The 26349-nt window shown below is 73.2% G+C and carries 26 protein-coding genes, 3 tRNA genes, 1 pseudogene and 1 riboswitch; of the genes and pseudogenes, 22 read left to right on the forward strand and 8 right to left on the reverse strand.

The annotated features are described in order from the left end of the window. Nucleotides 1-91 precede the first annotated feature (91 nt). The 8 genes and pseudogenes from ABZ807_RS25310 to ABZ807_RS25345 all read left to right on the forward strand — a co-directional run. Nucleotides 92-472 (forward strand): annotated as a pseudogene (locus ABZ807_RS25310) (CpaF family protein); the annotation flags it as partial. A 114-nt stretch (nucleotides 473-586) separates the two neighbouring features. Further along, nucleotides 587-1486, forward strand: a complete 900-nt coding sequence (locus ABZ807_RS25315) for a type II secretion system F family protein (RefSeq protein WP_357162780.1) — start codon at nucleotides 587-589, stop codon at nucleotides 1484-1486. Next, nucleotides 1486-2343, forward strand: a complete 858-nt coding sequence (locus tag ABZ807_RS25320) for a type II secretion system F family protein (RefSeq protein ID WP_357162951.1) — start codon at nucleotides 1486-1488, stop codon at nucleotides 2341-2343. Before ABZ807_RS25315 ends, ABZ807_RS25320 begins: the two co-directional genes overlap by 1 nt. Before the next feature lie 26 nt (nucleotides 2344-2369). Further along, nucleotides 2370-2564, forward strand: coding sequence for a hypothetical protein (locus ABZ807_RS25325; RefSeq protein ID WP_357162783.1), 195 nt, complete (start codon nucleotides 2370-2372; stop codon nucleotides 2562-2564). After that, nucleotides 2564-2992, forward strand: a complete 429-nt coding sequence (locus ABZ807_RS25330; protein ID WP_357162786.1) for a TadE family protein — start codon at nucleotides 2564-2566, stop codon at nucleotides 2990-2992. The genes ABZ807_RS25325 and ABZ807_RS25330 overlap by 1 nt, the downstream gene beginning before the upstream one ends. Continuing rightward, nucleotides 2989-3465, forward strand: a complete 477-nt coding sequence (locus ABZ807_RS25335; protein WP_357162789.1) for a TadE/TadG family type IV pilus assembly protein — start codon at nucleotides 2989-2991, stop codon at nucleotides 3463-3465. The genes ABZ807_RS25330 and ABZ807_RS25335 overlap by 4 nt, the downstream gene beginning before the upstream one ends. Then, nucleotides 3462-3893 carry a hypothetical protein gene (locus tag ABZ807_RS25340; protein WP_357162792.1) on the forward strand — a complete coding sequence of 144 codons (432 nt, stop codon included), beginning with the start codon at nucleotides 3462-3464 and terminating at the stop codon, nucleotides 3891-3893. Before ABZ807_RS25335 ends, ABZ807_RS25340 begins: the two co-directional genes overlap by 4 nt. Nucleotides 3894-3908: 15 nt before the next feature. Then, nucleotides 3909-5108: a LysM domain-containing protein gene (locus tag ABZ807_RS25345; RefSeq protein ID WP_357162795.1), complete on the forward strand. Its 1200-nt coding sequence runs from the start codon at nucleotides 3909-3911 to the stop codon at nucleotides 5106-5108. 78 nt (nucleotides 5109-5186) lie between these two features. Here ABZ807_RS25345 and ABZ807_RS25350 read toward each other — a convergent pair whose 3' ends face one another. The 3 genes from ABZ807_RS25350 to ABZ807_RS25360 are packed head-to-tail and all read right to left on the reverse strand — an operon-like array spanning nucleotide 5187 to nucleotide 7713. Beyond that, entirely contained in the window at nucleotides 5187-6038 is an 852-nt protein-coding gene (locus ABZ807_RS25350) for a Rieske 2Fe-2S domain-containing protein (protein WP_357162797.1), read from the reverse strand. Next, nucleotides 6026-7210, reverse strand: a complete 1185-nt coding sequence (locus tag ABZ807_RS25355) for a hypothetical protein (RefSeq protein WP_357162800.1) — start codon at nucleotides 7208-7210, stop codon at nucleotides 6026-6028. The genes ABZ807_RS25350 and ABZ807_RS25355 overlap by 13 nt, the downstream gene beginning before the upstream one ends. Then, the gene (locus tag ABZ807_RS25360; protein WP_357162954.1) at nucleotides 7210-7713 is read right to left on the reverse strand and encodes a SigE family RNA polymerase sigma factor; all 504 of its coding nucleotides are present in this window, start codon (nucleotides 7711-7713) and stop codon (nucleotides 7210-7212) included. The genes ABZ807_RS25355 and ABZ807_RS25360 overlap by 1 nt, the downstream gene beginning before the upstream one ends. A gap of 152 nt (nucleotides 7714-7865) precedes the next feature. Continuing rightward, a riboswitch (cobalamin riboswitch) is annotated at nucleotides 7866-8011 on the forward strand. A gap of 155 nt (nucleotides 8012-8166) precedes the next feature. Between ABZ807_RS25360 and ABZ807_RS25365 the strand changes: the two genes are divergently transcribed. The 4 genes from ABZ807_RS25365 (at nucleotide 8167) to ABZ807_RS25380 (ending at nucleotide 13529) form a co-directional block, all read left to right on the forward strand. Beyond that, nucleotides 8167-10527, forward strand: a complete 2361-nt coding sequence (locus tag ABZ807_RS25365) for a ribonucleoside-diphosphate reductase subunit alpha (RefSeq protein WP_357162803.1) — start codon at nucleotides 8167-8169, stop codon at nucleotides 10525-10527. Nucleotides 10528-10529: 2 nt separating this feature from the next. Further along, nucleotides 10530-11525, forward strand: coding sequence for a ribonucleotide-diphosphate reductase subunit beta (locus ABZ807_RS25370; RefSeq protein WP_357162958.1), 996 nt, complete (start codon nucleotides 10530-10532; stop codon nucleotides 11523-11525). An 18-nt stretch (nucleotides 11526-11543) separates the two neighbouring features. Then, complete coding sequence (locus ABZ807_RS25375; RefSeq protein WP_357162807.1) at nucleotides 11544-12611, forward strand: crosslink repair DNA glycosylase YcaQ family protein; 1068 nt, start codon at nucleotides 11544-11546, stop codon at nucleotides 12609-12611. 156 nt (nucleotides 12612-12767) lie between these two features. Next, entirely contained in the window at nucleotides 12768-13529 is a 762-nt protein-coding gene (locus ABZ807_RS25380; protein WP_357162810.1) for a crotonase/enoyl-CoA hydratase family protein, read from the forward strand. On the opposite strand, the gene ABZ807_RS25385 is transcribed toward ABZ807_RS25380, so the two are convergent. Then, nucleotides 13522-15006, reverse strand: coding sequence for an FAD-dependent oxidoreductase (locus tag ABZ807_RS25385; protein WP_357162812.1), 1485 nt, complete (start codon nucleotides 15004-15006; stop codon nucleotides 13522-13524). The two genes, ABZ807_RS25380 and ABZ807_RS25385, sit on opposite strands and share 8 nt — an antisense overlap. A gap of 92 nt (nucleotides 15007-15098) precedes the next feature. Between ABZ807_RS25385 and ABZ807_RS25390 the strand changes: the two genes are divergently transcribed. Continuing rightward, entirely contained in the window at nucleotides 15099-16211 is a 1113-nt protein-coding gene (locus ABZ807_RS25390; RefSeq protein ID WP_357162815.1) for a serine hydrolase domain-containing protein, read from the forward strand. Nucleotides 16212-16213: 2 nt separating this feature from the next. On the opposite strand, the gene ABZ807_RS25395 is transcribed toward ABZ807_RS25390, so the two are convergent. Beyond that, complete coding sequence (locus ABZ807_RS25395; protein ID WP_357162818.1) at nucleotides 16214-17131, reverse strand: phytoene/squalene synthase family protein; 918 nt, start codon at nucleotides 17129-17131, stop codon at nucleotides 16214-16216. 65 nt (nucleotides 17132-17196) lie between these two features. On the opposite strand from ABZ807_RS25395, the gene ABZ807_RS25400 reads away from it, so the two are divergent. From ABZ807_RS25400 to ABZ807_RS25435, 8 genes are all read left to right on the forward strand, one after another. Continuing rightward, on the forward strand, nucleotides 17197-18351 hold the full coding sequence (locus tag ABZ807_RS25400) for a polyprenyl synthetase family protein (RefSeq protein ID WP_357162821.1): 1155 nt from the start codon (nucleotides 17197-17199) through the stop codon (nucleotides 18349-18351). A gap of 29 nt (nucleotides 18352-18380) precedes the next feature. Further along, the gene (gene crtI, locus ABZ807_RS25405; protein WP_357162824.1) at nucleotides 18381-19862 is read left to right on the forward strand and encodes a phytoene desaturase family protein; all 1482 of its coding nucleotides are present in this window, start codon (nucleotides 18381-18383) and stop codon (nucleotides 19860-19862) included. 79 nt (nucleotides 19863-19941) lie between these two features. After that, a complete protein-coding gene (gene idi / locus ABZ807_RS25410; protein WP_357162827.1) occupies nucleotides 19942-20547 on the forward strand; it encodes an isopentenyl-diphosphate Delta-isomerase in 606 nt (201 codons plus the stop codon). Continuing rightward, nucleotides 20537-21466 (forward strand): MerR family transcriptional regulator, encoded by a 930-nt coding sequence (locus ABZ807_RS25415; RefSeq protein WP_357162830.1) that lies wholly within the window; start codon nucleotides 20537-20539, stop codon nucleotides 21464-21466. Before idi ends, ABZ807_RS25415 begins: the two co-directional genes overlap by 11 nt. Before the next feature lie 73 nt (nucleotides 21467-21539). Continuing rightward, nucleotides 21540-22334 (forward strand): polysaccharide deacetylase family protein, encoded by a 795-nt coding sequence (locus ABZ807_RS25420; protein WP_357162833.1) that lies wholly within the window; start codon nucleotides 21540-21542, stop codon nucleotides 22332-22334. A gap of 155 nt (nucleotides 22335-22489) precedes the next feature. Next, a tRNA-Glu gene (locus ABZ807_RS25425) sits at nucleotides 22490-22562 on the forward strand. Nucleotides 22563-22595: 33 nt separating this feature from the next. Further along, a tRNA-Asp gene (locus ABZ807_RS25430) sits at nucleotides 22596-22672 on the forward strand. Between the two features lie 102 nt (nucleotides 22673-22774). Further along, nucleotides 22775-22848: transfer RNA gene (locus ABZ807_RS25435), tRNA-Phe, on the forward strand. Nucleotides 22849-23273: 425 nt separating this feature from the next. Here ABZ807_RS25435 and ABZ807_RS25440 read toward each other — a convergent pair. The 3 genes from ABZ807_RS25440 to ABZ807_RS25450 all read right to left on the reverse strand — a co-directional run bounded on the left by ABZ807_RS25440 (nucleotide 23274) and on the right by ABZ807_RS25450 (nucleotide 25454). Then, on the reverse strand, nucleotides 23274-23891 hold the full coding sequence (locus tag ABZ807_RS25440) for a DinB family protein (protein WP_357162836.1): 618 nt from the start codon (nucleotides 23889-23891) through the stop codon (nucleotides 23274-23276). A gap of 739 nt (nucleotides 23892-24630) precedes the next feature. After that, entirely contained in the window at nucleotides 24631-24972 is a 342-nt protein-coding gene (locus tag ABZ807_RS25445) for a hypothetical protein (protein ID WP_357162840.1), read from the reverse strand. A gap of 173 nt (nucleotides 24973-25145) precedes the next feature. Further along, nucleotides 25146-25454 (reverse strand): 2'-5' RNA ligase family protein, encoded by a 309-nt coding sequence (locus ABZ807_RS25450; protein WP_357162843.1) that lies wholly within the window; start codon nucleotides 25452-25454, stop codon nucleotides 25146-25148. Between the two features lie 353 nt (nucleotides 25455-25807). Between ABZ807_RS25450 and ABZ807_RS25455 the strand changes: the two genes are divergently transcribed. Next, nucleotides 25808-26218 (forward strand): VOC family protein, encoded by a 411-nt coding sequence (locus ABZ807_RS25455; protein WP_357162846.1) that lies wholly within the window; start codon nucleotides 25808-25810, stop codon nucleotides 26216-26218. The last annotated feature ends 131 nt before the right edge of the window (nucleotides 26219-26349 follow it).

The following is a 26349-nucleotide window of genomic DNA, read 5'->3' on the forward strand; positions in this document are numbered from 1 at the left end:
CGAAGGTCGAGCGAGCTGGGCGATGGCCCGACGGTCACCGGTGCACTCGAACCAACATCAGCTCGAGTGAGACAAGGGTGCACCAATGAGCGAGCGGATCGTCGAGCTGGCGCTGGCCCACGGCCGGGAGATGACGGTCGACCAGGCCCGGCGGATGGCCGGCAACGCCCTCGACCTGATCGTCTACGTGACCGTCGAGGACGAGACCGCGATCGGCGGGCGCAAGCACCGGTTCGTCTCCCACGTGGAGGAGGTGATCGGGGTCGGCGAGGCCAACCGGATCGTCACCACCTCCGTCTTCGGCCCCGGCCCGGACGGCCGGGCCGTCCCCCGCCACCTGCCGGAACGCATCCGCGACCAGCTGCTGCGGGTCGGCTACGACGCCCGGCTGCTGACCCGCTTCATCGAGGCCGGCACCGGCGCGTGGTGCCGCCCCCGGCACAGCCGACTCGGCCCGGCGGTGCGCCGGTGAGCGCGAGGAGTGAGCCGGGGTTGCGAGCCCCGCAGTCGCGAACGGAGACGGTCCGGTGAGCGCGAGGAGTGAGCCGGGGTTGCGAGCCCCGCAGTCGCGAACGGAGACGGTCCGGTGACGAACGTCGAGCTGATCGCCGTCGTCTCCGGGGCGGCCTGCGTCGCCGGGCTGGTGCTGGCCGTGGTCGCGCTGGTCGGCACCCGGGCGCCCGCCCGTAGACCGCCAGGGGCCGGGCACGGGCTGCGCCGGCTCTGGCTCGGCACGGGCGCGGGCCGCCGCGAGCGGCGGGCGTACCGGCTCCGGCTGGCCGTGGCGGTGGCGGCCGGCGCGCTGGCCTTCCTGCTCACCGGGCTGCCGGTGGTGGGGCTGATCGTGGCGGTGGCCGTGCCCGGGGTGCCCTGGCTCTTCTCGGTGGGCCGGGCCGAGGAGCTGACGATCGCCCGGATCGAGGCGGTCGGCGAATGGACCCGCCGGCTGAAGGACGTCTCCGCCACCGGACAGGGCCTCCAGCAGTCGATCATCGGGACCATCGCCTCCGTCCCGGAGGAGATCCAGGAGGAGGTACGGCTGCTCGCCGCCCGCCTCCAGGCCGGCTGGACGGCCCGCACCGCGCTGCTCGCCTTCGCCGACGAGATCGGCGACCCGGTCTGCGACCAGGTGGTGGCCGCGCTGATCCTGCACCTGACCGACCGGGGCGAACGCCTCGGCGACGTGCTCGGCTCGATCGCCTCGGCCGCCGCCGCCGAGGTCGCCACCCGGCGCGAGGTGGAGGCCAAGCGCACCCAGCCCCGGTTCGCGGTCCGCTTCCTCACCGGGATGACCCTGGCCGTGCTGGCGTACGGGCTGTTGAACACCGAGTACGTCCGCCCGTACGGCACCGTGTTCGGGCAGCTGGTGATGGCGGTGCTCGGCGCGGCCTTCGTCGGGCTGCTGGTCTGGGTGCGGTCGATGAGCCAGCCCCCGCCGCCGGCCCGCTTCCTTCCCGCCCCCGACCCGGAGGAGGCGATCGCGTGATCGTCAACTGGCACCTCGCGATCGCCGTGCTCGGCGGGGCCACGGTGGGGCTGGGCCTGTTCCTGGCGGTCCGGGAGGCGTTGCCGGCCGCCCCGGCGCTCGGCCCCGCGCTGCGCCGGCTGCACCAGCCCCCGGGCACCGTCGCCCCGAGCCGGGGCCCGGACTGGTTGGGCGGATTCTCCCGCTGGCTGAGCCCGCCGCACCGGCAGCTCGCCCTGATCGACCAGACCCCCGAGCAGTACGCCCTGTCGGTGCTGGTCTCCGCCCTGATCGGGCTGGCCACGCCGACCGTGCTGGGGGCGGTGCTCTTTCTGGGCGGGGTGCGGCCGCCGGTGCTCGTACCGGTGCTGGGCAGCATCGGGATGGCGCTGGTCTGCGGGCTGCTGGCCCACCGCGCGGTGCTGGCGAGGGCGGACGCGGCGCGGGACGAGTTCCGCGCGGCCGTCTGCACCTACCTGGACCTGGTGGCGTTGCAGCTGTCCGCGGCGCACGGCCCGGTGCAGTCGCTGGAGCGGGCGGCGGCGGTCTGCGACGGCTGGGTCTTCGACCGGATCCGCGAGTCGCTGCGGATCGCGCAGATGCAGATGCACTCGCCGTGGGACGAGCTTCAGGAGCTGGCCGAGCGGATCGGCATCCCGGAGTTGGGCGACGTCGGGGCGATCATGCGCTCCTCCGGCAGCGAGGGCGCGCAGGTCCACGAGACCCTGCGCAGTCGCGCCGACTCGCTGCGGGACCAGATCCGCACCGACAACCTGACCCGCGCCGAGGGGGTGACCAGCCGGCTGGACATCCCCGGTTCGCTGCTGGTCTTCGTCCTGCTCGGTTTCATGCTCTACCCGTTCGTCGCCCGCCTCTAGGTCCGCACCCCGACAAGGAGCACGCCATGCAACTGATCACCTACCTGCACGTCACGCTGGCCGCACGGTTCGCGGAACTGCGCCGCGAGGGGGACCGGGGCGACAGCCCGGTGCCGACCGCGGTGATCATCTTCGGCCTGGTCGCGGCGGCCATCGCGGTCACCGGTCTGGTGATGACGCGGGCCACCGACTGGATGAGCAGCGTCCCGACCGCGCCGTGATGCTCGCCCTGCATCCCGCGGTGCGGGCCGCGCGGCGACGGCTCGCCGCCGGCGATACGGATCGGGGCGCGAACCCGGTCGAGCTGGCCGTCGTGATGCCGGCGGTTCTGGTGCTGCTCTTCGCCTCGGTCCAGGTGGCCGCCTGGTTCGTCGCCCGGTCCACCGCGCTGAACGCCGCGCAGAGCGGGGTGAACGCGCAGCGGGTGCTCCAGGCGCCGGCCGGGGCGGGCGAGGCCCGGGCCACCCGGTTCCTCGGCGCCGCCGGTGACTGGCTCGTCGGCTGGGACAGCCCTGGGCCGACCTGCGTCACCGGGGCCACCGAGGTCACCTGCACGGTCACCGGCCGGTCCCTGTCGATCATCCCGGGCGTCAGCTTCCGGGTACGGCAGAACGCGCACGGCACCGTCGAACGCTGGTCCAACCCGTGAGCGCCGCCGGGGACCGCCGCGCCCGGGGCTCGGTCTCCATCGAGGTGGCCGTGCTCGCCCCGGCGTTCATCGCGCTGATCGTGCTGGCCGGGGTGACCGGGCGGACCGCGATCGCCGACGAGGCGGTCGAGGCGGCCGCGCACGACGCCGCCCGGGCCGCCTCGATCTCCCGGGACGCCGGTACCGCCCGCGACGCGGCCCGCGACGCCGCCCACCGCCAGCTCGACTGGCGGCGCCTGAACTGCACCGGCGCGCCCCGGATGACCTTCAGCGGCTCGGTACGCGGCCGGTCGACCAGCTTCGACGCGGCGTACCGCAGCCCGGCCGGGCAACCGGCGAGCGTGACCGTCTCGGTGACCTGCGTGGTGTCCCACCGCAACCTGCGGCTGCCGGCGCTGCCCGGAATGCCCCTGCACACCACCGCCTCGGCGACCTTCACCTCCCCGCTGGACCGCTACCGGAGCCGGGGATGACCGCCCGTCGGGTGGGCCGCGACGAGGGGCGGGTCAGCCTGTTCCTGGCCGTCGCCATGACCGGCGTGCTCGCGGTCATCGGCGTCGCGTACGACGGCGCCGGTCAGCTCCGCTCGCTGCAACGCGCCGACGACCTCGCCGCCGAGGCGGCCCGCAGCGGCGGACAGGCCGTCGACCGGGCCCGCGCGATCGAGGGCGGTCCGAAGGAGATCGACGAGGTCGAGGCCCGGGCGGCGGTCCGCGACTACCTGTCCGCGGCGGGCGCGACCGGGCACTCGGTGAGCTTCCCGGTGGTCGGTGGCGAGAAGCAGATCCGGGTACGCGTCACCGTCACCTACCGCCGGCACCTGCTCGGCTTCTTCGGCATGGACGACACCGTCACCGTCTCGGGTGAGGCCACCGCGCGGGCGCTCACCGGGGCACCGTAGGAAGGGAAGGTCGCCATGACCGCACCGCGTGGTTCCGCCGTTCGGCGGACCGGCCAGTTGCTCACCGGGTTCGGTTCGCTGGTCGTACTGGTCGCGCTGCTGGTGGGCGCGCCGGTGGCGCTGCTCGCCTTCGCCGGCAATCCGCTGCCCGATCAGCTGCCCACCCTGTCGGAGGTGGGCGCGGCGCTGATCAGCCGGGACGACGGTCGGCTGTTCCTGCGGGCGCTGGCGGTCGTCGGCTGGTTCGGCTGGGCGACGTTCGCCTTCTCCGTACTGGTGGAGCTGGGGGCGCAGGCGGCACGGCGGCCGGCGCCCCGGCTGCCCGGGATCAGCCGGCAGCAGCGGGCGGCAGCAGCGCTGGTCGGGGCGATCGCGCTGATCATCGCGGCGAGCCCGGCGGCCAACGCGGCGGCGGCCATGACGTACCCGGCGACCGCCACCGGACACCCGGCGACCAGCGCGGCGGCGCTGCCGGCGGCGACGGGCGCGACGGTCGCCTTCGCGGCGCCGCACAACGGGCCGGCGGGTGCGGTGCCGGTGGGCAGCGGCGCCGACGCGGCCCGACCACAGCCGGCGACCGTACCGCCGGTGTACCGGGTGGCGAAGGGCGACTACCTGGGCGAGGTGGCCGAACGCTTCCTGGACGACTTCGACCGCTACCGGGAGGTGGCCCGCGTCAACCGGCTGGCGGACCCGGACCGGATCCGGCCGGGCCAGCTGATCAAGCTGCCGGCGCGGGCGGACGACGGCGGGGCGCGGAAGCACGCCACCGGCCGGCTGGTGGCGGGCCCCTCGACCCCGCGCAAGCCGTCGCCGCATCCCCCGGCCCCGTCCCCCACCGCGCCGAAGGGGTCGCCGGGGAGCACCGGGTCGCCGGTCCCCGACGAGCGGGTCGGGCCAGGCACGCCCGCCGGGCAGGTCGGACCGGCCGCCCCGGGCGGGAACGGCGGGTCGCCGACGCCGGGCCAGCCCGCGCCGCAGACGGTGCCGCCACAGGTGGAGCGGCCGGCGGGGATGCCGCCGGCGATGGCCGCCGGGGCGTCCCGGGCCACCGACGACGACGGGATGAACCGGCCGTTGGCCGTCTCCGCGGTGCTCGCCGTGGCGAGCATCGTCGGCGCGCAGATCGGTGCGGTGCTCGGGCTGCGCGGCCGCCCTTCCCGGGCCGCCGCGGCCGCCCGCGCGCTGGCCTCCGGCCGCCACCGCCGCGACTGACCCCGGGTACGCGCCGATTCCCGGGCATGCCGCCGACGGGGCGGGCGCGCGCAAGGGCCTGAGCGGCGCGAACGCGGGTCAGGGCAGCTTGGTCTGGAGGACTCCGTTGACCACCCGGGTCGGCAGGAGCTGCTGGTCGTTGGCGGACGGGCCGTGCACGACCTCGCCGCCGTTGAGCCGGAACGTGGAGCCGTGCCAGGGGCAGACCACGCAGGCGTGGCCGTCGATCTCCTGCACCTCGCCCTCGCCGAGCGGGCCGCTCTGGTGCGGGCAGCGTTCCAGCATCACGGTGATCTCGTCGCCGTGCCGGTAGAGGATCACCGAGACGTCGTCCACCTCGCGGGTGATCAGCTCGCGCTGTGGCAGCGTGGCCAGGTCGCCGATCGGCTTCCACTCGTCGGCCATCAGATGCAGCTCGGAGATGCTCTGGCTGACCTGCGCACCCTGCTTGTACGCCAGGTGCCCGCCGATGTACGCCCCGGCGCTGGCCGCGCTCAGCCCCAGGTACGCCAGCGCCCGCCCCATGCCGTCCCGGCCGCGTAGCCGGGCGGCGAGCGAGCCGGCGTAGAGCGCCAGCCCGACGGAGTTGGCGGCAGCGTGCACCAGCCCGACCCGGCGCTGGTCCCGGGCGAGGGCGGCCCAGTCGTTCAGCCCGGCGACGGCGGCCGGGACGGCACTCACCGTGCCGACCGCGATCAGGGTGGCCGCGGCCCGGCGCTGGCCGGGCAGCAGGTCCAGCACGGCGGCGCTCATCCATGCGCCCACCGGCACCTGCACCATCGCGGGGTGCAGCGGATGGCCCAGCCAGACGCCGTGCAGCAGGTCACGGACCCGCTGCGGGCGCAGAGTCGACTGGACGGCCCGCTGGAGCCGGTCACCGACCCGGTCCAGCGCGGCGTTCTGCTCGATCTTGTTCATCAGCGCTCGCACGCTCCCCCACTTCCCGGCAGGAGCGGGCGCAAACCGGGCGGCGGGTACGAATTCCGCCACCCGGTCGACGTCAGCGCCAGTCGTCGACCTTCGGGTGCAGGGTGGCGCTGCGGAAGAGGTCGTCCAGGTTCCCGCCGAGGGCCCGCAGGGTGGCCTTGTCGTGGGCAGCCAGCTCCACGTACAGACCCTGGACGCCGTACACCTGGAGGGTGGCACCACCATCCATGGCCGAGCGGCGGCGGGCGGGGTGGCCGTCCAGGGTCGAGTCCGGGTCGCCGGCACCGAGTTGTCGCCGGAGTGCAAGCCCGCGGCATCACGTGCACGGTCAGCGGCCAGTCGCCGTACTTCGTGCGCCTACCGGCGCCGTACGAGACGTCCACGTTCCAGGTGCCGTCCGCTGCTGTGCCGACCACGTAGGCCATCGGCTTCAGGCTGGCCGGGAAACTGGCGAAGTGGACCGGCAGCCGGACCGGTGCCTGCACGCCGTACCGCACGTCGAGGGCGATTCGGCGGGCGAGCGCCCTGGGGTCGCTGCCCTCGGATGCGCCCTGCACGGTCAGCTCGGCCCAGGTGTCCGGGGCATACTCCCAGCGCAGCGCCGCGCCCCGGGGATCGGAAGCGAGCGTGTTCCATCGCGCCGTCCGGCCGTTCACCGGCTCGGCGGGTTCCAGACCCGCGGAGCCGCCCCTGGCGACGGGCACGGCGAAATCGCTGGGCGCGTCGAACGCGATGTCGTGGCCCGCCGACACGATCCGCAGGTCGACCATCGCGCCGCCCCTGCGATCGGGTGAGGCGACGTCCACCAACGGGGACGCGTTCAGGGCGAGCTGGGCGGTCCCGGTCGCGACCATCCGACCGGTCAGGCCGGCAGGGAGCCAACCGAAGTCGGCGTACTGCCGCGCGGGGTCGAAGGCGGCCGGGGCGCGGGCGGGCATCGGCGCGGCGGACGGGGACGGCGTGATCGCGGGGGTGACCGGCGCCGGCCGGTCCGGCCGGCCGAGCAGCGCCGGAGCGGCGGCCAGGACCGCGACCACCGCGAGCCCGGCGGTGGCCGTCGCGGCGACCCGGCGCCGCCGCACCTGCCGGCGCCCGTCGCGTACGGCCCGGTGCAGGTCCACGGCGGACGGCGGGAGCGGCACGTCCCGCAGGGGTGCCAGCAGCTTCTCCTCCATCACTTCCCCTCTCCGGTGATCGCGTAGGCGGCCGTGCCGAGCAGCCGGCGCAGGCTGGCCAGGCCGTGCGAGGTCTGGCTCTTGACCGTGCCGGCGGTGCAGCCGAGGCTGGCGGCCACCTCGTCCACCGGCCGGTCGTGCAAGAAGCGCAGCACCAGCACGGCCCGTTGCCGGGGCGGCACCTGGGCGAGCGCGGCGTGCAGCAGGTCCCGGTCCTCCACCGCGTCGCCGGCCGGGGCGGGCACCGGCTCGGGTGGCGTGTCGACCAGGCAGACCCGGGACCAGAGCCGGCGCTTCTCGTCGAGGAAGACCCGGACCAGCACGGTGCGCACGTACGCGTCGACGTTCTCCGCCTCGTGGGCCCGACGCCAGCCGACGTAGAGCCGGGTGACGGCCGTCTGGACCAGGTCGTCGCCGCGGTGCGTGTCCCCGGTCAGCTGGCAGGCGATCCGGCGCAGCCCCGGCAGCCGCGCCGTGACGTACTCGACGTACTCCTGTTCCAGGTTGTACGCGGCGCAGACTTTCTCATCGACGCGACACGCCTACAGCATGTGGTGTGTTGGCTTTTTGCGACCCACTACATCTAGGATCACTTCGACTGCTGGTGCGACCCTCAGGGTCCGCCAGGCGTCGACGCCCGCCAGGCGTCGCGCCGAACAGGGAACCCGGTGCGAATCCGGGACTGCCCCGCAGCGGTGAGCGGGAACGACCGCCGTCACGAGCACTGGGCCCGACGGGGCCCGGGAAGCGACGGCCAGTAGGCGAACGCGGCGACGCGTCTGCCCGCGAGTCCGAAGACCTGCCAGCACGGCGTGCCCACCGGGCGCGCGTACCACCTCGGGGCCTCGTGGGAGGGCCGTCGAGCCGTACGGAGCACCGCCCGGCACACCGACCGGCGGTCCTCCGGCGTGCCGTCGTGCTCTCCCACGGTCCACACCGACCACCCAGGAGAGCACGTGACGGCGTCATCCACCTTCGCCCCGCCCGCGGTCGGGGCACTGCGGGACCTGCTGCACCGGCACCACCACGACCTGCCCGACACCGACCCGGACCGGATCCTCGCCCTGGTGGAGTCGGGGCGTACCGCCGGCGCCGGCGCCGACGAGCTGACCGGGCTGGCCATCGCGGCGGCGGCCGGGCTGACCGCCGAGGAGCCCGGGTACGCCCGGCTGGCCGCGCGCCTGCTCGCCGGGCGGATCGCCGACGAGACCACCGGCCAGGGCATCGGAAGCTTCAGCGACAGCGTCGCCGCCGCGTACGCCGAAGGGCTGCTGGACCCCGGCTTCGCCGGCTTCGTCGCGACGCACGCCGCCGCCCTCGACGCCCTGGTCGACCACGCCGGCGACGACGCCTTCGAGTACTTCGGGCTGCGCACGCTGCACGACCGCTACCTGCTGCGCCACCCGCGTACCCGGGCGGTGCTGGAACGGCCGCAGCACTTCTGGCTGCGGGTGGCCGTCGGCCTGTCCGACACCGTCGAGGAGGCCGGCGAGCTGTACCGGCTGATGTCCCGGCTGGCCTACCTGCCCAGCTCGCCGACGCTGTTCAACGCCGGCGCCCGGCACCAGCAGCTCTCCTCCTGCTTCCTGGTCGACTCGCCCCGCGATGAGCTGGAGTCGATCTACGAGCGCTACACGCAGGTGGCGAAGCTGTCCAAGTTCGCCGGTGGGATTGGCATCTCGTGGTCCCGGGTGCGCTCGCGGGGGTCGCTGATCCGGGGCACCAACGGCCGCTCCAACGGCATCGTGCCCTGGCTGCGCACCCTGGACGCCAGCGTCGCAGCGGTCAACCAGGGCGGCCGGCGCAAGGGCGCGGCCTGCGTCTACCTGGACACCTGGCACGCCGACGTCGAAGAGTTCCTGGAGCTGAAGGACAACACCGGCGACGAGGCCCGGCGGACCCACAACCTGAACCTGGCCAACTGGGTGCCGGACGAGTTCATGCGCCGGGTCGAGGCGGACGCGGACTGGTCGCTGTTCGACCCGAAGGAGGTGCCGGAGCTGGTCGACCTGTGGGGCGAGGAGTTCGACGCCGCGTACCGGGCGGCGGAGGCCGCCGGCAAGGCGGTGCGGACGCTGCCGGCCCGCACGCTGTACGGCCGGATGATGCGCACCCTCGCCCAGACCGGCAACGGCTGGATGACGTTCAAGGACACGGCGAACCGCACCTGCAACCAGGTCGGCGCCGGTGGCGGCGTGGTGCACCACTCCAACCTCTGCACCGAGATCCTCGAGGTCACCAGCGACGACGAGACGGCGGTCTGCACCCTGGGCTCGGTCAACCTGGCCGCCCACCTGACCGCCGACGGCGTCGACTTCACGGAGTTGTCGCGGACCGTCCGGCTGGCGGTGGGGGCGCTGGACCGGGCGATCGACCGGAACTGGTTCCCCACCGGGCAGGCGGCCACCGCGCACCGGCGCTGGCGGCCGCTGGGGCTGGGCGTGATGGGGGTGGCCGACGTCTTCGCCACGCTCCGGCTGCCGTTCGACTCGCCGGAGGCGCTGGCCCTGTCCACCCGGATCGCGGAGGAGATCGCGTTGGCCGCGTACGACGCCTCCGCCGACCTGGCGGCGACGCGCGGCGCGCACCCGGCGTACCCGCTGACCCGGGCGGCCGGCGGGGTGCTGCACCCGGACCACTGGCCGGACGCCCGGCCGGCCCGGCCGCAGGCGTGGGCGGCGCTGCGGGAGAAGGTGGCCCGGCACGGGCTGCGCAACTCGCTGCTGGTGGCGATCGCGCCGACGGCCACCATCGCCTCGATCGCCGGCTGCGCCGAATGCGTCGAGCCGCTGGTCTCCAACGTCTTCAAGCGGGAGACGCTCTCCGGGGAGTTCCTCCAGGTCAACCGGCACCTGGTCGCCGACCTGAAGCGGCTGGGCCGGTGGACGCCACAGACCCGGGACGCGATCAAGCGGGCGGACGGCTCGGTGCAGGAGCTGGACCTGCCGACGGAGCTGAAGGCGCTGCACCGCACCGCCTGGGAGCTGCCGCAGAAGGCGCTGATCGACCTGGCCGCCGCCCGCGCGCCGTACGTGGACCAGTCGCAGTCGCTGAACCTCTTCCAGGCCAGCCCGACCATCGGCCGGCTCTCCTCCATGTACGCGTACGCCTGGCGGGCCGGGCTGAAGACGACCTACTACCTGCGGTCCCGCCCGGCGACCCGGATCGCCCAGACCACCGTCGCCGCCGCCCCGGCCGCCGCACCCGTGCCGGCGCAGCCGCGACCCGTGCCGGCCCTGTTCACCCTGTCCGCCGGCGAGAGCGACGCGGTCGCCTGCTCGCTGGAGAACCCCGAGATCTGCGAGGCCTGCCAGTGACGATGCTGCTCGACCCCGGTATGGACCTGACCCTGCGGCCGATGCGCTACCCGGACTTCTACGAGCGGTTCCGGGCCGCCATCCGCAACACCTGGACGGTGGAGGAGGTGGACCTGGCCTCCGACGTACCCGATCTGGCGAAGCTCTCCGCCGGCGAACGGCACCTGGTCCACCGGCTGGTGGCGTTCTTCGCCACCGGCGACTCGATCGTGGCCAACAACCTGGTGCTCAACCTCTACCAGCACGTCAACGCGCCCGAGGCCCGCCTCTACCTGTCCCGCCAGCTCTACGAGGAGGCGGTGCACGTCCAGTTCTACCTGACCCTGCTCGACACCTACCTGCCCGACCACGACGAGCGGGCGAAGGCGTTCGCCGCGGTCGAGCACATCCCGTCGATCCGCAACAAGGCGGAGTTCTGCTTCCGCTGGATCGACTCGATCGGCAGGCTGCACCGGCTGGAGACCCGGGAGGACCGGCGGGCGTTCCTGCTCAACCTGATCTGCTTCGCGGCCTGCGTGGAGGGACTGTTCTTCTACGGCGCCTTCGCCTACGTCTACTGGCTTCGTTCGCGCGGGCTGCTCTCCGGGCTGGCCACCGGCACCAACTGGGTGTTCCGCGACGAGTCGATGCACATGGAGTTCGCCTTCTCGGTGGTCGACACCGTCCGCGCCGAGGAGCCTTCGCTGTTCGACGAGTCGATGGCGGACCAGGTGCGGGCCATGCTGGACGAGGCGGTGGCGGCCGAGCTGGCCTTCGCCCGGGACCTCTGCGGGGACGGCCTGCCGGGCATGAACACCGCCGACATGCGTCGCTACCTGGAGTACGTGGCGGACGCGCGGCTCGCCCGGCTCGGCCTGCCGCCGGCGTACGGGTCGGCGAACCCGTTCCCGTTCATGGAGTTGCAGGACGTGCAGGAGCTGACCAACTTCTTCGAGCGGCGGGTGTCCGCGTATCAGGTGGCGGTCGGCGGTGAGGTCAGCCTGGACGACGACTTCTGAGCCACCTAGCCTCGGCCCATGCCTCACCACCAGCTCGACCGGCTCGACGCCCGGCGGATCGCGGTACGCGCGCAACTGCTCGACGCGCACCGGCCGCCGGACCTGCTGACCGTGGTGAACCGGTTGACGTTCCTGCAACTGGATCCGACGGCCGCCGTGGCACCCAGCGCCGACCTCGTCGCGTGGACGCGGCTCGGCGCCGGGTACCGGCCGGACCACCTGCTCCAGGCGGTGGAGCGGGACCGCACCCTGTTCGAGCACCGGGCCATGGTGTGGCCGATGGCGGATCTCGGGCTACACCTCGCCGAGATGGCCGCGTGGCCGGAGGAGGGCTCGCGCAAGCACGCCTGGCTGGCGGCGAACGCCTCGTTCCACCGGTTCGTGCTCGACCTGCTGCGCGACTCCGGCCCGCTGCTGTCCCGGGAGGTGCCGGACCGCAGCGTGGTGCCGTGGCCGTCGACCGGCTGGACGAACAACCGCAACGTCACCCAGATGCTGGAGCTCCTCGCCGCCCGGGGCGAGATCGCCGTCTCCGGCCGGGTCGGGCGGCAGCGCCGGTGGGACCTGGCCGAGCGGGTCTACCCGGCGGACACGACGGTCGTCCCGGCGGACGAGGCCCGCAGGATGAGCGACGAGCGGCGGTTGCGCTCGCTGGGCATCGCCCGGGCGTCGGTCGTCGGGGAGGCCGGTGAACCGGCGGCGGTCGAGGGCACGTCCGGCGGGTGGCGGGTCGACCCGGCCGCCCTCGGCCAGCCGTTCGCCGGGCGTACCGCGCTGCTGTCGCCGTTCGACCGGCTGATCCACGACCGGAAGCGGGCGTGGGAACTCTTCGACTTCGAGTACGTCCTGGAGATGTACGTGCCGAAGGCGAAGCGCCGCTGGGGCTACTTCGCGCTGCCCGTGCTGCACCACGACCAGCTGATCGGCAAGGTGGACGCCACGGCCGACCACCGGGGTGCCACCCTGCGGGTGCAGGCGGTCCACCAGGACGTCCCCTTCACTCCCGCCGTCACCGCGGCGGTGGACGCCGAACTGGAGGCGCTGGCGTCCTGGCTCGGCCTGCCCAAGGTCACCCACGCCGGGTAGCCTGCCGGACGGGTGAAACCCGCATGCGCACCACGGCGACCGCCTCTACAGTGGCGGGTCCGGCCCGGGACGCGGTCGCTCCGACCGCCGAGGCCACCCGCCAGCACCGCCGGTCGCCCCTGGCGTGCCGGCGCCGCCGCGCGGCATGCTGTGCCGATGGCCGTACACGTCACGCACGACGGACCGGTGACCACGGTGATCCTCGACCGGGCGGCGTCACGCAACGCGGTCGACGGTCCCACCGCGCGGGCCCTGGCCGACGCGTTCCGCGCCTTCGAGGCCGACCCGGACGCCCGGGTCGCGGTGCTCTGGGGAGCCGGCGGCACGTTCTGCTCCGGCGCCGACCTCAAGGCGATCGGCACGCCCAGCGGCAACCGGGTCGAGCCGGACGGCGACGGCCCGATGGGTCCCACCCGGATGTCACTGTCCAAGCCGGTCATCGCCGCGATCTCCGGGTACGCCGTGGCCGGCGGCCTGGAACTGGCGCTCTGGTGCGACCTGCGGGTCGCCGAGTCCGACGCGACGCTCGGGGTGTTCTGCCGGCGCTGGGGCGTACCCCTGATCGACGGCGGGACGGTCCGGCTGCCGCGGTTGATCGGCGAGAGCCGGGCGATGGACCTGATCCTCACCGGCCGCCCGGTGCCGGCTGCGGAGGCGTACGCGATGGGGTTGGTGAACCGGCTGGTCGCACCGGATGAGGCGCGGGCGGAGGCCGAGCGGCTGGCCGCCGAGATCGCCCGCCACCCGCAGACCTGCCTGCGCAACGACCGCGCCTCGGTCCTGGCCACCGCCGGCCTGACCGAGCCGGCGGCGCTGGCCACCGAGCTGGCGTACGGCATGGAGTCGCTGGCCAGTGACGGGGCAGCCGGCGCGGCCCGGTTCGCCGCGGGCGCCGGCCGCCACGGCACCGTCAGCTGAGGTCGCGCAGGGCGTCCTCGATCGCCCGGTGGAAGGTCGGGTACGCGTAGATCATGTGCCGGAGGTGGCTCAGCGGCACGGCCGCATGCACCGCCACCACCAGCGCCGACAGCACCTCGCCGCCGGCCGGGCCGACCGAGGTCGCACCGACCAGCACGCCCTGGTCGGCGTCGGCGACCAGCTTGATGAAGCCCTCGTTGCCGGCCTTGTGGATCCAGCCCCGGGCCGACGACGACAGCTGGGCGTAGCCGACCTGCACGTTGATGCCGCGCCGGCGGGCCTGCTGCTCGGTGAGGCCGACCGCGCCGACCTCCGGGTCGGTGAAGGTGACCCGGGGCAGCGCCCGGTAGTCGGCGCGGGGCAGGGTACCGGCGGCACCGCTCGGGCCGGCCGCGGTCATCGCGCCGCCGACCGCGCTGGCCGCGCCCATCGCACCGCCCGTCACGCTGGCGGTCCCGCTGGCGTCGGGGCCACCCTCGGCGTGCCGGATGCGGTCGAGCACGTCGGCTACGACGATCGCCGCCTGGTACATCGCGATGTGGGTGAAGGCGCCCTCACCGGTGACGTCGCCGACCGCCCAGACGCCGTCGGTGACCCGCATCTGCCCGTCGACCGGCAGGTAGCGCTGCGCCGGGTCGACACCGATCGTGTCCAGGCCCAGCTCGTCCAGGTGCGCCCGGCGTCCGGTGACCACCAGCAGCCGGTCCGCGCTGAACGCGTCGTCGCCGGAGTGCAGGGTGAAGGTGGAGCCGTCGTGGCTGATCCGTTCCGCCTGGACGCCGATGCGGAACTCCACCTCGTCGGCACGCAGGGCCGCGGCGGCCACCTCGGAGGACTCGGGCTCCTCGACGGCGAGGACCCGGTCCGCCGCCTCGACCACGGTCACCCGTACGCCGAACCGGGCGAACACCTGCGCCAGCTCCAGCCCGATCGCGCCGCCGCCGAGGACCAGCAGCGAATCCGGCAGCTCCTCGACCTCGATCGCCTGGTGGTTCGTCCAGTAGGGCGTGTCGGCCAGCCCGTCGACCGGCGGCACGGAGGGCCGGGTGCCGGTGCCCAGCACGATCCCGTGCCGGGCCTGGAAGACCTGGTCGCCGACGCGTACCCGGCCGGGGCCGTCGAGCCGGCCGCTGCCGCGCAGGAACCGCCCACCCTTGCCGGTGAACCGGTCGACCGCCACCTTGTCGTCCCAGGTGTCGGTGGCCTCCTCGCGAATCCGCCTGGCCACCGGCGCCCAGTCCGGCTGGACCTGTGCCGAGCCGGCCAGCTCGTTGACCCGCCGCGCCTCGGCCAGCGCGTTCGCCGCCCTGATCATCATCTTGCTCGGGACGCACCCCCAGTACGGGCACTCCCCGCCGACCAGGTCCCGTTCGATGCCGACGACGCTCAGGCCGGCCTCGGCGAGCCGCCCGGCCACCTCCTCGCCGCCGACGCCCAACCCGACCACGACCACGTCCACCACTTCCGGCTCCGCCATGCCGCCAGCATCCTCCAGCCGCCAGACGCCGGCCAGCGGACCGCACCGGAATTCCCGCGCCCGTCATCATTCCCGCCGCCTACGGTGGCCGCATGCCCGATCGCTTCGCCCTGGTCCGCGACTGCTTCCGCGACCTGCTGGCCACCGGCCGGGAGACCGGCGCCGGCCTGACCATCTGGTACGACGGCCACCCGGTGGTCGACCTCGTCGGCGGCACCCGCACCACGCCCGGCTCGCCCGGCGCGCCCGGGGCGGGCCTGGTGGCCGGCGCGCCGGGTGCGGCGTGGCGGCCGGACACCCTGGTGAACGTCTACTCGGTCGGCAAGCCGGTGGCGGCGCTCTGCCTGCTGATGCTCGTCGACCGGGGTCGGCTCGACCTCGACGGCATGGTGGCGACGCACTGGCCCGGGTTCCGCACGCCGGCCACCGTCCGCCAGGTGCTCAGCCACACCGCCGGACTGCCGGCCTTCCCGGTGGCCCGGCCGGCGGAGGCGGTCGCCGACTGGGCCCTGCTCTGCGCCGACCTGGCCGCCGCCGACCCCGAATGGGAGCCGGGCAGCGTCGCGGGCGAGCATGCCTGGACGTACGGGCACCTGGTCGGCGAGCTGGTCCGGCGAGTGGACGGGCGGTCGGTGGGGCGGTTCCTGGCCGAGGAGATCGCCGGCCCGTGGTGCCTCGACCTGGGATTCGGTCTCGGGGCGGCGGACCAGCGGCGGTGCGCCGACCTGTCGTACGGCGACCCGGCCTGGCCGGTACGGATGCTGGGTGAGCCGGGGTCGCTGCGCGCCCAGGCACTGGGCAACCCGCCCGGCGGCCTCGACCCGGCGGTGGTCAACACCCCGCTCTGGCGGGGCGCGCAGGTCCCTGCGGTCAACCTGCACGCCACGGCGTCCGCGCTGGCCCGGCTCTACGCGGGCCTGCTCGCCGGCGGCACCCTCGACGGGGTACGCCTGTTCAGCCCCGAACTGGTGGCCGAGGCCACGAGGGTCCAGTACGACGGCCCGGACCTGGTCCTGGACCGCCGGGCGTGCTGGACGCTGGGCATGCAACGGGAGCCGGACCTGAGCTGGGGCATGGGCGGGATCGGTGGCAGCAGCGCCTGGGCCGACCCGGAGCGCGGCTACACGTTCGCCTACGCCACGGCCCGACTCGCCGACCACGACCGGGTGGACGAGCTGGCCGAAGCCCTGCACTCCTGCCTCTAGTCTCACCGCAGAATCAGCCTCGGCCCGGGTACGGCGACCGGACTGCCGGTCGGGGTGAGCAGGGCCCGGGCGACCACCGCCATCCGGCGTCGCCGCGGCACCAGGGCCCGGCGGACGAACACGTCGTAGCCCTGCGCGGCGACCTCGTCGAGGATCCCGCCGTAGAGCGCGTACGCGGTGCGCATGCACGTCTGCGAGGCGGGGCTGAGCAGGGTGATGCCCGGCGCGGCGGCCTCGTAGTGCGCCTGGGCGCGGGTCACCTCGTACTCGATCAGGTCCCGGATCCGGGCGGTGGTGCGGCCCTGCGCCTTCGCGGCGAGCAGGTCGTCGCGGGTGACGCCGAACTTGGCCAGGTCCTCGTCGGGCAGGTAGGTGCGGCCCCGGTCGAGGTCCTCGGCGACGTCCCGGATGAAGTTGGTGAGCTGGAAGGCGAAGCCGAGCTGGCGGGCCGGCTCGCGGGCCGCCGCCGGGTCGGAGCTGCCGAGGATCGGCAGCATCATGGTGCCGATGACCGCCGCCGAGCCCTCCATGTAGTCGAGCAGGTCGTCGTAGGTCGGGTACGACATCACCGTCAGGTCCAGCGCCATGCTGCCCAGAAACGACGCAAAGTCGGCCCGGTCGAGATCGAAGATGGCGATGGTGTGCAGCACGGCCGGCAGCAGCGGGTCGTCGACCGGCTCGCCGTGCAGCCCGGCGACGAAGCGGGCCGACCACTCGTCCAGCCGGGCGGCTCGTTCCGCGGGCGGCAGGTCCTCGGTGCGGTCGACGATCTCGTCGGCGTGGCGCGTGAATCCGTACAGCGCGTGGACATGCCGCCGTTTCCAGGCGGGAAGCAGGCGGGTGGCGAGATAGTACGTACGCCCGTGGCGTTGGTGCAGTTCCTGGCAGCGGGCGTAGGCGGCGGTGAGATCGGTGTCCACCAGCCCTCCTCCAAGTCCGACGCAGCAATCGACGCAACTCGCAACCCTAGGGTACGCTCGCCGACATGGCCAACGATGCAGTTGCGGCTGATGCGCTCCGCGTCGCGCCGGCACAGCCGGGAGCGACGGACGATCCGGTCCGCGGCGTACTGGCCATGTTCACCAAGGACCTGATCAAAGGGGTGGAGGACACCCTGGCGGCGTTCCTGGCCGCCGAGGTCGGCTCGCTCACCGAGATCGACGCGGCGATGGGTGGTTTCGCGGGCACAGCGCGCGACTGCGTCCTGGCCGGCGGCAAGCGGGTCCGACCGACCTTCGCGTACTGGGGCTGGCGCGGCGTGGTCGGCGGCGCGGAGCCGCTGCCGACGGTGCTGCCGGCCTTCGCCGCCCTGGAGCTGCTGCACACGTTCGCGCTGGTGCACGACGACGTGATGGACGGCTCCGACACCCGGCGCGGCCTGCCCACCGCGCACCGCGCCGCCGCCACCCGGCACGTCGCCGCCGGGTACGCCGGCGACCCGGGCCGGTTCGGCGAGGCGGTGGCGGTGCTCGTCGGCGACCTCTGCCTGGTCTGGGCGGATCGGCTGCTCAGCCACGCCACCCTGCCCCCGGCCCGGGTGTTCGAGGTGCGGCGCTGCTATGACCAGATGCGGATCGAGACGGTCGCCGGGCAGTACCTCGACGTGCTGGGCGAGAACGACGCGGCGAACTGGTCGGTGGACCGGGCACTGCGGGTGGCCCGCTACAAGACCGCCGGCTACACCGTCCAGCATCCGCTGCTCTTCGGCGCCTGCCTGGCCGGCGTCGCCGCCGACGCGCCACTGATCGCCGCGTACACCCGCTACGGCCTGGCTGTCGGCGAGGCGTTCCAGCTCTGCGACGACCTGCTCGGCGTCTACGGCGACCCGACGCTCACCGGCAAGCCGGCCGGCGACGACCTGCGCACCGGCAAGCCGACCGTGCTGCTGATGCTGGCCCGCCAGCTGGCCACCCCCGGCCAGCGGCGGGCGTTGGAGCGGGCCGGCAGGGTCACCGGCGCCCGGGACGTGGCCCGGCTGGCCGAACTGGTCGCCGACACCGGGGCCCTGGCCCGGGTCGAGAGGATGATCTCCGACCGGGTGTCCGAGGCGCTGACCGCGCTGGCCACCGCGTCGATCGACGAGACCGCGCGCACCGCGCTGACCGGTCTCGCCACCGCCGCCACCAGCCGGCGGGCATGATGAGCGGCCTGGGCGAAGGAGGTGGCCGCGTGCGAACCGTGAACGGACGCACGGACCGGGTGGTGGTCGTCGGCGCGGGCCTGGGCGGCCTGGCGTGCGCGCTGCACCTGGCCGGCAGCGGCCGGCAGGTGACCGTGGTGGAGCGCGAGCCGGTGCCGGGCGGCCGGGCCGGCCGGCTGGGCGTCGACGGATACGAGTTCGATACCGGCCCCACCGTGCTCACCATGCCCGACCTGATCGCCGAGGCGCTGGGCGCGGTCGGCGAGGAACTCGACGACTGGCTGGACCTCACCCCGCTGGACCCCGCCTATCGGGCCTGGTACCCGGACGGCTCGACGCTGGACGTCATCACCGACACCACCCGGATGGCCGCCGAGATCGCCAGGGTCTGCGGCCCCCGGGAGGCCGACGGCTACCTGCGCTTCGTGGACTACGCGCGCAACCTGTGGCACTGGGAGCGGGCCGACTTCATCGACCGCAACCTGGACGCCCCGACCGACCTGCTCACCGCCAACCTGGTGAAGCTGCTGGTCAACGGCGCGTTCCGGCGACTCCAGACGAAGATCAACCAGTTCTTCCGGGACCCGCGCACCCAGCGCATCTTCTCCTTCCAGGCGATGTACGCCGGCCTCGCGCCGCACGACGCGCTGGCCATCTACAGCGTCATTGCGTACCTCGACTCGGTGGCCGGGGTCTACTTCCCGCGCGGCGGCATCCACGCGGTCTCCCAGGGCATGGCCGGCGCCGCCGAGAAGCACGGCGTGCAGTTCCGGTACGACACCACGGTGACCCGGGTGGAGACCGCCAACGGCCGGGCCACCGGTGTGCTGACCGCCGACGGCGAACTGATCCCGGCCGACGTGGTGGTGCTCAACCCGGATCTGCCGGTCGCCTACCGTGACCTGCTGCCCCCGACCCGCCGGCGGAAGCTGACCTACTCCCCCTCCTGCGTGGTCCTGCACGTCGGCTCGACGCAGGGGTATGGAAAGATCGCCCACCACAACATCCACTTCGGACGGTCATGGAAGGGCACCTTCGACGAGGTCATCCGGCGCGGCGAGCTGATGACCGACCCGTCGCTGCTGGTCACCAACCCGAGCCGGACCGATCCGGCGGTCGCCCCGGCGGGGCGGCACACCTACTACGTGCTGGCCCCGGTGCCCAACCTGGAGCGGGCCCCGTTCGACTGGCGCGGCGACCTGAGCCGGCGCTACACCGACCAGCTGGTACGGACGCTGGAGGAGCGCGGGTACGTGGGCTTCGGCGCCGGCATCGAGGTGCTGCGTACGATCACCCCCGCCGAATGGGAGGAGCAGGGCATGGCCGCCGGCACGCCGTTCGCCGCCGCGCACAGCCTCTTCCAGACCGGCCCGTTCCGCCCGTCGAACCTGCACCGGCAGCTGTCCAACGTCGTTTTCACCGGCTCCGGCACCCAGCCCGGCGTGGGCGTACCGATGGTGCTGATCTCCGGGAAGCTGGCGGCCAACCGGATCACCGGTGCCGGGCGGTGAGCGCGGGGAGCGCCGCCCGACGGCGCGATCACGGACGGGAGACGGGCGCGATGCACACGCGGAACGGGAGGCGGGTCCGGTGACGTCCCGGGAAGGCCATCTGGTCGAGCTGGTCGACGACCGCGGCAACGTGCTCGGCGAGGCCACCGTGGCCGCGGCGCACCAGGCGCCGGGCCGGCTGCACCGCGCCTTCTCGGTGCTGCTGGTCGACCCGGACGGCCGGGTGCTGCTCCAGCGGCGGTCCCTGGTGAAGACCCGGTTCCCGCAGCGCTGGGCCAACTCCTGCTGCGGGCACCCCGGGCCGGCGGAGTCACTGGTGGAGGCCGCCAACCGGCGGCTGACCGAGGAACTGGGCGCAGCACCGGTCGCGCTGACCGAGGTCGGCGTCTACCTCTACTACGCCGAGGACCCGGCCACCGGTCGGGTCGAGTTCGAGTACGACCACGTGCTGCGGGCCGACGTGCCGGCCGACGTCACCGTGGCGCCGGACCCCGACGAGGTGTCCGAGCTGCGTTGGGTCGATCCGGTACGGCTGATGGCCGAGATCGACGCCGACCCCCGCGCATACGCGCCCTGGCTGGGCGGGGTGGTGAGCCAATTGCTGCGCACCGGCGACCCCGCCGGCACCACCATCCCGTCCGGCGGCCCGGCGGACGATGCGTCGGAGCGGTCGGGTGGCCGATGAGGCGCTGAGCGCGGGGGCCGTCGCGCGCCGGCTGGGCGTAGCGGTCACCACGCTGCGTACCTGGCACCAGCGCTACGGCCTGGGTCCCAGCCAGCACATACCAGGTCACCACCGGCGCTACACGCCGGCCGACCTGACGCGCCTGGAGATCATGCTCCGGCTCACCGCGGAGGGCATCACCCCGGCCGAGGCGGCCCGCTGGGCGAAGCAGAGCCCCGGGGTCGAGCTGCGGCTGCACGTCGGGGCCGGTCGGGCCGGCGGCGGGCAGACCATTTCCGTCGGCCGGGCCGGACCGGTCGCCCGCGGCCTGGCCCGGGCCGCCATGCGACTGGACTCCGCCGCGATCAGCGAGACGATCGCGAACGCCCTCGCCACGGACGGCGTGGTCGCCACCTGGGACGGCCTGCTGCGCCCGGTCCTGGCCGGCATCGGGGAGCGGCACGCCGCGACCGCCGGGCTGATCGAGGTCGAGCACCTGGTGTCCCGGTGCGTCTCCGAGGCGTTCGCCACGGCGGCCCGGTCCGGCACGGCCACCGGCCCGGCCCGGATCCTGCTCTCCTGCGCCGACGAGGAGCAGCACACCCTGCCGTTGGAGGCGCTGGCCGCCGCGCTCGCCGAGGCGGGCGTGGCGTACCGGATGCTCGGCGCCCGGGTGCCGGTGGCGGCGCTGATCGAGGCGGTCAACCGGACCGGACCGGCGGCGGTGGTGGTCTGGTCACACACCCGCGTCACCGCCGACCCGGGGCAGCTCTCCGCCCTGCTCGGGGTGCCCCGACGACCGCTGCTGGTGCTGGCCGCCGGCCCCGGCTGGCGGGCCGACACGCTGCCCGCCGGAGTGGTCCGGCCGGTCGATCTGTCCGAGGCGATCTCGCTGGCGCTGGCCGTCCGGAATTCGCTGGAGCAGTCGGGCGGGGACTGACCGGCCCTGCCGGACCGGCGCGTCGTCCACTACCGTCGGGGTCGTCCGCATTCCCGACCCCCTCGGAGTGACGATGCGTGCACGCCCCGTGCTGGCGGCCGCCTTCGGGATGGTCCTGCTCCTCGCCGGCTGCGGCGAACCGCAGCGGGACCCACGGCAGGCCGCGGCGCCCGCCCCGACGGCGGCGAGTTCGTCGCCGGCGGCGACCCCGCCGCCGACCCCGACGCCGCAGCAGACCACCAGACCCAAACCGCGGTTGCGGCCGAAGCCCACCACCCTCCCCGCCGACCTGCGGCGCGCCACGGGCGTACGCGCGGTGGCGCTGACGTTCGACGACGGCCCGGACCCGGCCTGGACCCCGAAGGTCCTCGACCAGCTGCGGGACGCCCGGGTCAAGGCGACGTTCTGCCTGGTCGGCACCCAGGTACGCAAGCACCCGGAGCTGGTCGCCCGGATCGTCCGCGAGGGTCACCAGCTCTGCAACCACAGCTGGCGGCACGACTTCGACCTGGGCCGCCGGCCGGTGGCCGACATCCGAGCCGACCTGATTCGGACCAACCGGGCCATCCAGGCCGCCGTCCCGGGCGCCAAGGTGCCGTTCTACCGCCAGCCGGGCGGCCGGTGGACCCCGGAGGTGGTGGCGGTGGCCCGGCAGCTCGGCATGCGGTCCCTGCACTGGACCGTGGACCCGCAGGACTGGGCGAAACCGACCGCCGAGACCCTCATCAAGCGGGTCCACGGCTCCGCCCGCCCCGGCGCGATCGTGCTGATGCATGACGGCGGGGGCGATCGCAGCCGCACCCTGGCCGCCTGCCCGCACGTGATCACCGACCTGAAACGGCGCTTCGGCATCGCCCCACCCCGCTGACACCCGCTCTGACCTGCTATTTTGCGAGCGGGTGCGCCACCGGCCATACCGGTTTGGTCGACCGACGGGGCATGGCATATGCTTCTCATGCCTCCGGCGGGGCCGGATGGGAGCAAGTCCGCTTGAAGTTGCGAGTGTGCAATGATGGCGGGGCCGCCCTCATCGTCTAGCGGCCCAGGACGTCGCCCTTTCAAGGCGGTAGCACGGGTTCGAATCCCGTTGGGGGCACGGTCCGGCTCACGCCGGATGCAACATCAGCTAGGTCCTGTGGAGCAGTTGGAGTGCTCGCCGCCCTGTCAAGGCGGAGGTCGCGGGTTCAAGTCCCGTCAGGACCGCCAGCGCCGACGCCGCGTGAACCATTGCGCGGCGTTCTGCGTATCGGAGCATGTGACCCTGCCGGCAAAGATCCCGCCGTCCGGGTAGCATGAGCCGAGCATCACGGCCAGGTAGCTCAGTTGGTACGAGCGTCCGACTGAAAATCGGAAGGTCGGCGGTTCGACCCCGCCCCTGGCCACATAGCCTTTCGCCGGGCTACAAGAACGCCGACCAGCGGAAACGCCGGTCGGCGTTCTACTTTTCGTCCCGGGGGGCCGGCTGTCCGGTCTGCCCCTCGTTGACCCCGGAATCCCGTTGATGGCCGCCCCTTGTTGCACGTGGATTGCACACACGGACCTCGCTGCGCGTAGAGCGTCCGGCGCGGCGACCGAAGAATTATGAGATCAAGTTTGCGGAGCGGGCGACCTGGGCGGATGGGGGTCTGGCAGCGGAGATGCCTCTCGACATCTCACACCGCTCCTCCGCCGTCCGTGGACCTCTGGCGGACTGGATACGGACCGCTCGCCTGCCTAGTACTCCAGCCGTAGATCGTGATCTTGCTGGCGGGGGCTGGTGGGGAAACGGGTACGGCACCGCTGATCATCGGTGTGTGAAGACTGAAGATCATGCGGTGGCCGCAGGTGACAGCGTAGACCCTGGCCGTTGTCGGGCGGCCTCCTGCGCATTCCGCTCCACCATGTCTCGATGGGCGGCCCATGTCGCCGCATCCGACGGCGGCATATTGGTCGACGTGCTGAGAAGGCCGACCGCACCATCGATTAGCTCTCGGACGATGTCGGCATGACCAGCATGGCGCTGCGTCTCAGCAGTCATATGGACCAAGATCTGATGCAGCGTCACCTCGCCGCCATCGCCCCACCACGGCACCCGGCCGACCGCGTCCAGCGGCAGCGCCTCGATCGTCGCGTCCGCATGCGCCCAGGCCTGGCGGTACAGACCGATGATGGACTCGCGCGACTCTGTCGGCAGTGCCCACGTCTCCCAAGCCTGCTCGTCCTCCGGCCATCGCGCGACGGCGTCACTTGGACGCCCGAAGGTTTCGCCGAAGTACCCGAACTCGCCACGTGCCAAATGCTTGACCAGCCCCAGCAGGTTGGTCCCGGTGGGCGTCAGCGGGCGGCGGGCGTCGTACTCGGTCAGCCCGTCGAGCTTCCACAACATCGCACCGCGAGCCCCTTGCAGGTAGTCGAGCAGGTCTGCCTTGGGGTCGGAGATCGTCATGGCGGACATCGTGCCAGCATCCAGCAACCGCACCAGGCGTCCCGAACCCACGGCCTCGGAGCCGAACTGCACCGAAGGTCGACCCGACCCGATACCAGGCCACAGTCACGATCGCCTCGCTCTTGCAATGGCTATGACCCGCTGACGACCCCACCAACGTTGTCGTCCAGAGCCCCGGCCGCCACGACGGCGCCGGAGTCGCGATCACCGCGCTGCCGGGCACGGACGGCACATGCCACGACTAGAACGGTGGCCGTCGCGGCGGCGCCCCAGACGGTCAGCATGACCAACTCCGCCACAGGGCTCTCCGCCGGCGGTGGCAGCACCACCATGTTGAGAGCCGCACCGACGGGAGCGACGAGGGCCGCGAGAACCCCGACTGGTCCCCGACGCCGAATGGTGGCCCCCGCCGCCCCGAGAGGCAATCCCAACACCAGGCTTGCGACCAACCAGAATGGCATCTGCCCCCACCCGAAGCCTTGATGGAACGGGAACAGCATGGGCACGGCGTCGTAGACGATCGTGGCGTCGATGAGCGCGACGCATCCTGCCAGCGCCCCTACGAGCACCCCCACCACCGATCGGAGGCCCCTGCTCACCGAAGAATTACGAGATCAAGTTGCCCGCCCTGATGACCTGGGCGGATGGGCCTCTAGCAGCGAAAACGCCTCTCGACATCTCACGCCGCTCCCCGCCGTCCGTCGACCTCTTGCAGACTAGATGCGGACCACTCGCCCAACTAACGCGGGCGCTGCTCCTCGACCGGCAAGTCGTGAAACCACCGCCGGGACGATGCGGGCACCAGCAACAGGCCGACGATGACTGACGCACCAACGATCTGCAGCAGCCCTGACGCATCAACCCCGGTGAAGGGGACAACGCCATACACAACGCTGGCGGTCGAGAAGACTGTTGTCCAAAACCGGGCCCGCCCGCTGCCACGCCACAGGCCGTAACCCAACGCCAGGACGAGAAGCGCCACTATGAACCCGGTGGCCCTGGATGGACCACTCGTCAACATTTGCGCCGCCGCGATCACGGCCGCCACGAGCAAAATCACCAAGGCTACGGCGACCGGCATAGGGACGCGTCGCTGACTCTGCTCGATTATCGGCTTATGGTAAGCGTGGTTCACGCGGTCCAACAGCGCCACTGGCCGCCGACTTGGACCAGGCGCCAGCAGGCCGGGGCCGGGCCGGCGCCGCCTTGATCCTCTTAAGAGGCTAATTCGGCAGTTCGCTCAGCCAGCGACTCCTAGAGCGGTAGCCGGGCCACCACGGACCACTCGTACACTCGCCGGTCGCGGTGCATCTCGATCAGGTCGACGTGGCTGATCCGAACGGCGGCAGACTCGGGCTCGATGGCCTCGACGGCCCGGATGTCAGACTCCGCCGGCCCGTCTGCCGTCAGGTAGGCGACGCTCACGTGTGGCCGGTACCGGCGGGGATCCTCGGGGACCTGGTCCTCACCCACGACGCGACCAATGGCGATCCGGGTAGCGGCGCGTAGCTGCTGGACGGCCTGGGCGGGCGTCGCCGGCATGGCAATGGCTTCGTCTGGCACGACGATCTCACCGAACTCGACGCCGCACGACTACCCCGGCACATCACGATGCGGAGCCAAACGCATGACCGGTCGCACGGCGGCCTCCGACGAGACCGCTCTTGGCCGCTACGGCCCGGGATCGGGTGGAGCGCACCCGGGGCAGAACGCGGAGCTGAACCGGCGACTGGTGGCTGAGGAGGAGGCGCTGTCCCGGCTTGTGATCACCTGGGAGATGGTTGAGGAGATCCTGGGCGACGCGGCGCCAGGCGGTGCGCGGGACGGCGGGGATGCGACCGTGTGGCGAAACGGGTGGCCAGATCGATCAGGAATCGAGAAGCGCGGGTCACGGAGCCGCACCTAGCCTGATCGTCATGGACATCACCATTCACACGAGCTTCCTCCCGCATGACGACCCGGACGCGTCCCTGGCCTTCTACCGCGACACCCTCGGCTTCGAGGTCCGCAGCGACGTCGGACAGGGCAAGATGCGCTGGATCACGGTCGGCCCCGTCGGCCAGCCCGGCACGTCCATCCTCCTGGCGCCGCCGGCCGCCGACCCTGGGGTCACCGAGGACGAGCGCCGCACCATCGCCGAGATGATGGCCAAGGGCACCTACGGCTGGATCCTGCTGGCCACCCGGGACCTCGACGGCACTTTCGAGAAGGTGCAGGCCGGCGACGCCGAGGTCGTCCAGGAGCCGACCGAGCAGCCGTACGGCATCCGCGACTGCGCCTTCCGCGATCCCGCGGGCAACCTGATCCGCATCCAGGAGCTTCGCTGAGCCGTCCGGTCATCGATTCGGCCATCATGACCGGCGTCGCGACCACCTGCGAAGAACACGGCGGCCAGCGCTTCCAGGCCGCTGTCCTCGACCACCCCCTCGGCATGCGCCCGAGGCGCTCGCGGGCATCG

Source organism: Micromonospora sp. NPDC047548, assembly GCF_040642975.1.
Taxonomy (GTDB): Bacteria; Actinomycetota; Actinomycetes; order Mycobacteriales; family Micromonosporaceae; genus Micromonospora.

Coding starts and splice junctions, on each gene's coding strand:
- ABZ807_RS25380 (WP_357162810.1), top strand. CDS start 12,768: ATGGCCGTACACGTCACGCACGACGGACCGGTGACCACGGTGATCCTC.
- ABZ807_RS25355 (WP_357162800.1), bottom strand. CDS start 7,210: ATGGAGGAGAAGCTGCTGGCACCCCTGCGGGACGTGCCGCTCCCGCCG.
- ABZ807_RS25375 (WP_357162807.1), top strand. CDS start 11,544: ATGCCTCACCACCAGCTCGACCGGCTCGACGCCCGGCGGATCGCGGTA.
- ABZ807_RS25440 (WP_357162836.1), bottom strand. CDS start 23,891: ATGACGATCTCCGACCCCAAGGCAGACCTGCTCGACTACCTGCAAGGG.
- ABZ807_RS25325 (WP_357162783.1), top strand. CDS start 2,370: ATGCAACTGATCACCTACCTGCACGTCACGCTGGCCGCACGGTTCGCG.
- ABZ807_RS25330 (WP_357162786.1), top strand. CDS start 2,564: ATGCTCGCCCTGCATCCCGCGGTGCGGGCCGCGCGGCGACGGCTCGCC.
- ABZ807_RS25340 (WP_357162792.1), top strand. CDS start 3,462: ATGACCGCCCGTCGGGTGGGCCGCGACGAGGGGCGGGTCAGCCTGTTC.
- ABZ807_RS25455 (WP_357162846.1), top strand. CDS start 25,808: ATGGACATCACCATTCACACGAGCTTCCTCCCGCATGACGACCCGGAC.
- ABZ807_RS25400 (WP_357162821.1), top strand. CDS start 17,197: ATGGCCAACGATGCAGTTGCGGCTGATGCGCTCCGCGTCGCGCCGGCA.
- ABZ807_RS25445 (WP_357162840.1), bottom strand. CDS start 24,972: ATGCCGGTCGCCGTAGCCTTGGTGATTTTGCTCGTGGCGGCCGTGATC.
- ABZ807_RS25390 (WP_357162815.1), top strand. CDS start 15,099: ATGCCCGATCGCTTCGCCCTGGTCCGCGACTGCTTCCGCGACCTGCTG.
- ABZ807_RS25370 (WP_357162958.1), top strand. CDS start 10,530: ATGCTGCTCGACCCCGGTATGGACCTGACCCTGCGGCCGATGCGCTAC.
- ABZ807_RS25345 (WP_357162795.1), top strand. CDS start 3,909: ATGACCGCACCGCGTGGTTCCGCCGTTCGGCGGACCGGCCAGTTGCTC.
- ABZ807_RS25420 (WP_357162833.1), top strand. CDS start 21,540: ATGCGTGCACGCCCCGTGCTGGCGGCCGCCTTCGGGATGGTCCTGCTC.
- ABZ807_RS25385 (WP_357162812.1), bottom strand. CDS start 15,006: ATGGCGGAGCCGGAAGTGGTGGACGTGGTCGTGGTCGGGTTGGGCGTC.